This is a genomic window from Paracoccus sp. (in: a-proteobacteria) (assembly GCF_030536915.1).
In the GTDB taxonomy this organism is placed as follows: domain Bacteria; phylum Pseudomonadota; class Alphaproteobacteria; order Rhodobacterales; family Rhodobacteraceae; genus Paracoccus.
On record NZ_JAUNPC010000007.1, the window covers coordinates 47,509 to 53,562 of the forward strand.

The following is a 6,054-nucleotide window of genomic DNA, read 5'->3' on the forward strand; positions in this document are numbered from 1 at the left end:
GCGGTGCTGATGGCGACGCCGCATGATCTTGCGGACTTCGCCTTGGGCTTTGCGCTGACCGAGGGGCTGATCGCCTCGCCCGCCGACGTGACCGACCGCGAGATCGCGCAGGTCCAGCCGCCCGCGCAACTGCCGGGCGTCCCGGCCTATGAGGCGCGGCTGTGGCTGCGTCCCGGCCTAGCGTCTGGTCTTGCCGAGCGGCGGCGCAGCATGGTCGGCCCCGTGGGCTGCGGCCTTTGCGGCGTGGACAGCATCGCCGCTGCCCTGCCGCAGGTGGTTCAAGTGGCCGAGGGTAGGGACCTGTCGCCACAGGATGTCGGCCGCGCGATGCAGGCGTTGTCGGACGGCCAGCGCCGCTGGCGCGAGACGCCCGCGATCCATGCCGCCGGCTTCTGGTCGCCGGACACCGCCATTGTGCGCGAGGACGTGGGCCGCCACAATGCGCTGGACAAGCTGGCGGGCGCGATGGCGGACCAGGGGATTGACGCGAAGGGCGGCGCGATCGTCATGTCATCGCGCCTGTCGGTCGATCTGGTGCAGAAGACCGCGCGCATCGGCGCCCCGGTTCTGATCGGGGCCAGTACGCCGACGCGGCTGGCGATCGCCTGGGCCGAGGCTGCGGGGATCACCCTGATCGGCCGCGCCCGCGGCGAGGCCTTCGACCTTTACACCCACCCCCAGCGCATGAAGGGCTGACGCCTTGTCCGAAGTCTCTGAACACACGCCGCATGAAAAGCTGATCCGCATGGCGAACCAGATCGCCACCTTCTTCCGCAGCCAGCCGGGCGCGCCCGAGATCGCGGTGGCAGGCCACATCAACGATTTCTGGACCTACCGGATGCGCATGGACCTGCTGGCGGCCCTGCGCGCGGGCGAGCCGGTGGACCCCATCGTGCAGGCCACCGCCCCCCATATCCGCCTGCCCGGCGAACCTTCGGAGGGCGCGAAGCCCGTGGACCCGCTGTCGCATCAGGAATGACAGGGGGCATGTCCGGGCGGGACGCAGCAGCCCGGCTGGCGCGAGGATGCGCCCCGCGTCTGCAAGGACCGCCGGGGCGATGCCTTCCCCACATCCGCGAGTCCGCGGAACAGGCGGTCGCCGGGATGCGCCGCCGCGGGGCGATCCCCGTCCCCCCTCAGGGCGTGATCAGGTACTTCTCCCCCGTCGCCTTCTTCTGATAAGCCGCCGCGATCTCGGGCTTCAGGGCATCGGCAAGGCTGATGGTGGCGGTGTAGTGGCTGGCGAAGGTGGTCGTCATCTCGGCCGCCACGCGCTCGCGCATCCGCTGCACGATGGCCGGGTCAAAGCGCTTCAGCGCGTTGAACAGAAGCCAGCCGCCGATCCCCCAGGTGAAGCCGAAGCCGCGCTTGAGGATCGTGGGGCCGGTGTCCAGCGCCCCGTAGATATAGACCTGCTTCATCGTGGCCGAGCCGTAGCGGTCATAGCTTTCAAGGCTGCGGGCGGCCACGGCCTCCATCGCGTTCAGGATGGTGCTGGTCATCTCGCCGCCGCCGATGGCGTCGAAGGCGAGCGTCGCCCCGGTCGCGGCGATGGCCTCCTCCAGCTTCTGGCGGAAGTCGGGCGCGCTGCTGTCGAGGACATGGGTGGCGCCGATGCCGCGCAGAAGCTCGGCCTGCGCCGGGCTGCGGACGATGTTCACCAGTTCGATCCCGTCGGACCTGCAGATCCGCACCAGCATCTGCCCCAGGTTCGAGGCGGCGGGGACATGGACGATCGCCTTGTGGCCTTCCGCCCGCATCGTCTCGACGAAGCCCAGCGCGGTCAGCGGGTTGACGAACAGCGCCGCCCCTTCCGCGGCGCCCGCGCCCTCGGGCAGGACGATGCAGGCGTCAGGGCGGATCAGCCGCAACTCGGCATACATGGCGCCGCCGATCATGGCGACGCGCCTGCCGACCAGTTCCTGCAGGTCGGGTCCGGCGGCAATCACGGTGCCCGCGCCTTCGTTGCCGACCGGCATCGACTGGTCCAGACGGGCGCGGACGGCAGGCAGAAGATGCGGCGGCACGCTTGCGGTCAGGACCGGGGCATCCCCGGTCCCCTCGGCCTTCAGCGTCGCCATGTCGGCCGGCCCGAACAGCAGGCCGAGGTCCGAGGGGTTGACAGGCGCGGCCTCGACCCGGACCAGAAGCTCGCCCTTTCCGGGGTCGGGGACGCTGACCCGTTCCAGGTTGACCCGCAGGGTTCCGTCGGCGGTGATGGTCGATCTCAGTTCAAGGCTGTCGTGCGGCATGTTGTCCTCGCGTCGGGCGTTCCGCCCCGTGATGGTCATGGGCGCAGGGAAGCGGGGCGGCGCATCCTTGTCCAGCCGGAACCGCCCTCAGCGCGGCATCAGGAAGACCTCGCGCACGGCGGCGTGGTCCCCGGCTTCCAGCGCGTAGAGCGCCGCGCGGGCGACCTCGTCGGGGCGGATCGCCTTGGGCTTGGCCTCGTCGAAGAAGTCGGTGTCCACCATGCCGGGCGCGATGACGGTGCAGCGCCCGCCCCATTCGCGCATCTCCTCGGCCAGGTTGCCGCCATAGCCGCGGACGAACCACTTGGAGGCGCCATAGACCGAGCCCTTGATATGCACCCGCCCGGCGGCCGAGCCGGTCATCAGCAGGTGCCCCTGCGTCTTCTTCAGGAAGGGCAGGGCGGCCTTGGCGGTGAACAGCAGGCCGAGGACGTTGATGCGGATCATGTCCTGCCATTCCTCGGGGTCGCCGCCCTCGGTGCCGGCGGCGTTCAGGCCGCGGCCCGCATTGGCAAAGGCCGCATCAACGGTGCCGAAGCCATCCGACATCCGTTCCATCGCCGCCTGCAGGCTGGCGGGATCGGTGACATCGCCCGGCATGGCAAGCGCGCGGTCTTCCCCCAGTTCTGCCACCAGCGCGCGCAGGCGGTCTTCGCGCCGGGCAAACAGGCCCACGCGCCAGCCACGCGAGACCGCAAGCCTGGCCGTGGCGGCGCCGATCCCGCTGGAGGCTCCGGTGATGAACAGGGTCTTGCCGGTCATGGGTCCGTCCTTCGGTGGGGGCAGGGCCTGCGCAGGCTAGGGGCGGCGGGTCCCGCAGGCAATCCCGCCCATGGCTTTCGCCGCGAAAGCCGGCCGGGCAGCCACCCTCTCTGCATCTTGCCGCCGCAGTGGTCGTGCCCCTAGTCTCGACCGGACCCGTCACCCCCGAAGGAATGCGTGCAGCCGTGAGGTCCCGCAGACGTATCTTGCGACCGGTCGCCTCGGCGCGGGTGCTGATGGGGCACCGCCGCTCGCGCGGGACCGACCTGGTGCTGGCGACGGTGCTGGCCGCGGTGGCGGGCGCGTCGAACGCGGGCGGCTTCTTTGCGCTGGGCGCCTATACCTCGCACATGACGGGCTACCTGTCGCAACTGGCCGACAACCTCGTGATCGGAGAGTTCTGGATCGCCCTTGTCGCCGCCGTCGCCATCGGCGCCTTTGTCGCGGGCGCAGCCTTCAGCACGCTGCTGATCAACTGGGCGCGGTTGCGCAGCATGGGGCGGCAATATGCACTGCCGGTGGCGGTGCAGGGCGGGTTCCTGGCCTGCTTCGCCAGCGGCGGCATCTTCACCAGCCCGGCGGGGCGGCTGTTCGCGCTGGCCTGCCTGTGCTTCATCATGGGGATGCAGAACGCGACGATCACCAAGATCTCGGGCGCGCGCATCCGCACGACCCATGCGACCGGCATGATCACCGACATCGGGATCGAGCTGGGGCGCGAGGTCTTCGCCCGCGCCTTCCCGGGACGGCACATGGGCGCGGACCCCGGGAAACTGCGCATCCACCTGCAGCTTGTGGGCGTCTTCGTCGCGGGCGGCGTGGTCGGCGCGGCAGGCTTTTCCCGCATCGGCTTTGCCTTCGCCCTGCCACTTGCCGCCGTCCTTCTGGGGCTGTCGCTGCCCGCGCTGCTGGGTCGCAGGATCAGGCGCTAGCTGCCGGCGTCCCGCGGCACCGATCGAGCCGTCATCCAGGTTTCATGTGCCTGACAGGAATCCGTCACCTGCCGCCCCTATCAGCACCCCGGAATGTGATCCGGGACGGACAGAGATGCTGCAGGTGAAATCGGTGACGCGCATGTTCGGCGCCAAGGCGGCGGTCGATGACGTCAGCTTCTCGGTCGATGGGCCGGCATTCGTCGGGATCATCGGGCGGTCGGGCGCGGGCAAGTCCACCTTCCTGCGGCTGATGAACCGGCTGACCGACGCGACATCGGGCCAGATCATGGTCAACGGGCGCGACGTGCTGGCGCTGCGCGGATCTGCCGCCCGCGAATGGCAGTCGCAATGCGCGATGATCTTCCAGCAGTTCAACCTTGTCCCGCGCATGGACGTGGTGTCGAACGTGCTTTGCGGCATCCTCAACCGCCGCTCGACCCTGCAGACGATGTTCAGCCTGTGGTCGAAAGCCGACATCCTGCGGGCGCTGGACATCCTCGACCGCCTCGGCATCGCCGAGCAGGCGCCCAAGCGCGCCGAGGCGCTGTCGGGCGGCCAGCAGCAGCGCGTGGCCATCGCCCGCGCGCTGATGCAGGACCCCCGGATCATCCTTGCGGACGAACCCATCGCCAGCCTCGATCCGATGAACGCGCAGGTGGTGATGGACACGCTCAAGCGCATCAATGTCGAGGACGGGCGCATGGTGATCGCCAACCTGCACACGCTGGACACCGCGCGGCGCTATTGCGACCGGGTGATCGGGATGCGCGACGGCCGCATCGTCTTCGACGGCCGCCCCGAGCAGCTTTCGACCGGCGTCGCCCGCGAGATCTACGGCGCGGGCGCCGATTTCAACGAGGCCGCGACCTCGACCGCCATCCCAGCCGACCGCACGCCGGACGACGCCTATGCAAAGGCGATGCTGGCCTGACCCTTCGTCCGACCCTGACCCCGAGGCCCCCGACACGGGGCCGCAACCGCATGGAGCATCCCATGAAGACCCTCGCCGCCGTCCTTGCCGCCGCCACCGCGCTGGCCGCCCCCCTTTCGGCGCAAGAGATCACCCAGTTCAACATCGGCATCCTCGGCGGCGAGAACGCCCAGGACCGCCTGACCTCGGGCGAGTGCCTGCGCACCAGGGTCGAGGATCTGCTGGGCGTCCCGGTCAAGGTCTTCACCCCCGCCGATTACGACGGGGTGATCCAGGGGCTGCTGGGCGGGACGCTGGACTATGCCTGGCTGGGCGCCTCGGGCTATGCCAAGATCTTCCTGACCGACCCCGAGGCGGTCGAGGTCCGGCTGACCAAGCAGAACCTCGACGGCTCGACCGGCTATTATTCCATCGGCTTCGCCCGCGAGGGCAGCGGCATCACCTCGATGGAGGATGCGAGGGGCAAGTCCTTCGCCTTTGCCGACCCGAACTCGACCTCGGGCTACCTGATCCCCGGCGCGGAACTGCGCGACAGCTACGGCCCGCTTGAGGAATATTTCTCGGAGGTCCGCATGTCGGGCGGGCACGAGCAGACGCTGGTCGGCGTGCAGAACGGCGATTTCGACGCGGGCGTGTCCTGGGCGGACGGGCAGGGCAACTGGGAGGACGGCTTCAACGCCGGTGCTTTCCGCAAGGCGGCGGATTCCGGCCTGATCGACATGAACGAGCTGGTCGAGATCTGGCGGTCGAAGCTGATCCCGGAAGGGCCTATGGTCCTGCGCGCGGCGCTGCCTGAAGAGGTGAAGGACAAGGTCACGCAACTGACCGCCGACCTGTGGGAAACCGACAAGGACTGCGCCTACAACGTCGCGGCGGGCGAGGCGCTGGACTTCGTGCCGGTGACCCATGCCGACTATGAGGGCGTGATCGCCGCCCGCAAGCTCGAGGAAGGGCTGTAAGCCCTTCTCTGGCCGGTTCCGTCACGGGACCGGCCCTTTTCAATCCTTGAGGACTGCATGGCCCAGACAGCCCTAGCCACCGGACCGCTGCCGCTCATGGAAGGGGCGGATATCCGCGCCGCCTATCTTGAGATGACGCGCCGCAAGCGGATGTATGGCGGCATCCTTCTGGTGCTGTTCGTGGCGCTGATGGCCTCGGGCTTCCTGCTGGCCCA

At 69.3% G+C, this 6,054-nt stretch carries 7 protein-coding genes and 1 pseudogene; 6 read left to right on the forward strand and 2 right to left on the reverse strand.

From position 1 onward, the window contains the following. Positions 1-696: formate dehydrogenase accessory sulfurtransferase FdhD (gene fdhD / locus Q4F04_RS02700; protein ID WP_303368292.1), on the forward strand; the 696-nt coding region annotated here is incomplete at its 5' end. A 49-nt stretch (positions 697-745) separates the two neighbouring features. Beyond that, positions 746-979 carry a formate dehydrogenase subunit delta gene (locus tag Q4F04_RS02705; protein WP_303368300.1) on the forward strand — a complete coding sequence of 78 codons (234 nt, stop codon included), beginning with the start codon at positions 746-748 and terminating at the stop codon, positions 977-979. A 157-nt stretch (positions 980-1,136) separates the two neighbouring features. On the opposite strand, the gene Q4F04_RS02710 is transcribed toward Q4F04_RS02705, so the two are convergent. Together Q4F04_RS02710 and Q4F04_RS02715 are read right to left on the reverse strand one after the other, a co-directional pair. Further along, positions 1,137-2,252: a zinc-binding dehydrogenase gene (locus Q4F04_RS02710; protein ID WP_303368293.1), complete on the reverse strand. Its 1,116-nt coding sequence runs from the start codon at positions 2,250-2,252 to the stop codon at positions 1,137-1,139. An 87-nt stretch (positions 2,253-2,339) separates the two neighbouring features. Further along, positions 2,340-3,014 (reverse strand): SDR family oxidoreductase, encoded by a 675-nt coding sequence (locus tag Q4F04_RS02715; protein WP_303368294.1) that lies wholly within the window; start codon positions 3,012-3,014, stop codon positions 2,340-2,342. 206 nt (positions 3,015-3,220) lie between these two features. On the opposite strand from Q4F04_RS02715, the gene Q4F04_RS02720 reads away from it, so the two are divergent. From Q4F04_RS02720 to Q4F04_RS02735, 4 genes and pseudogenes are all read left to right on the forward strand, one after another. Next, positions 3,221-3,946 (forward strand): YoaK family protein, encoded by a 726-nt coding sequence (locus Q4F04_RS02720; RefSeq protein ID WP_303368295.1) that lies wholly within the window; start codon positions 3,221-3,223, stop codon positions 3,944-3,946. Positions 3,947-4,061: 115 nt separating this feature from the next. Beyond that, on the forward strand, positions 4,062-4,880 hold the full coding sequence (phnC, locus tag Q4F04_RS02725; protein WP_303368296.1) for a phosphonate ABC transporter ATP-binding protein: 819 nt from the start codon (positions 4,062-4,064) through the stop codon (positions 4,878-4,880). 62 nt (positions 4,881-4,942) lie between these two features. Further along, on the forward strand, positions 4,943-5,839 hold the full coding sequence (gene phnD, locus Q4F04_RS02730; protein ID WP_303368297.1) for a phosphonate ABC transporter substrate-binding protein: 897 nt from the start codon (positions 4,943-4,945) through the stop codon (positions 5,837-5,839). A gap of 57 nt (positions 5,840-5,896) precedes the next feature. Then, positions 5,897-6,054, forward strand: a pseudogene (locus Q4F04_RS02735) (phosphonate ABC transporter, permease protein PhnE); the annotation flags it as partial.